Annotated in this window: 1 protein-coding gene; it reads left to right on the top strand. The window is 59.3% G+C overall.

What is annotated here, in order from left to right; translation table 11 throughout:
• Positions 1-89: 89 nt before the first annotated feature.
• Positions 90-253: CrcB family protein (locus FS767_RS23300; RefSeq protein ID WP_256674314.1), on the top strand; the 164-nt coding region annotated here is incomplete at its 3' end.

The raw sequence follows: 253 nt of genomic DNA on the forward strand, positions 1-253 counted from the left end.
GTGCGCCCTGTCTTTTTCGAGGACAGCGCTATGCACCGACCATATCCCTCCCCGGCCCCTAGTCTTCCATTCCCCTTGGGAGACGTTCCATGCTGAAGCCGCTCATAGCCATCGCACTCGGTGCGACCTTGGGTGCCTGGCTCCGTTGGATACTGGGCTTGAAGCTAAATGCCTGGTTCCCGTCGCTCCCGCCTGGGACGGTCGTTGCGAATCTTGTAGGTGGCTACATCATCGGAATGGCCGTAGCCATCTT

The sequence above is a fragment of the Pseudomonas sp. DE0010 genome (genome assembly GCF_007680745.1).
Taxonomy (GTDB): domain Bacteria; phylum Pseudomonadota; class Gammaproteobacteria; order Pseudomonadales; family Pseudomonadaceae; genus Aquipseudomonas; species Aquipseudomonas parafulva_B.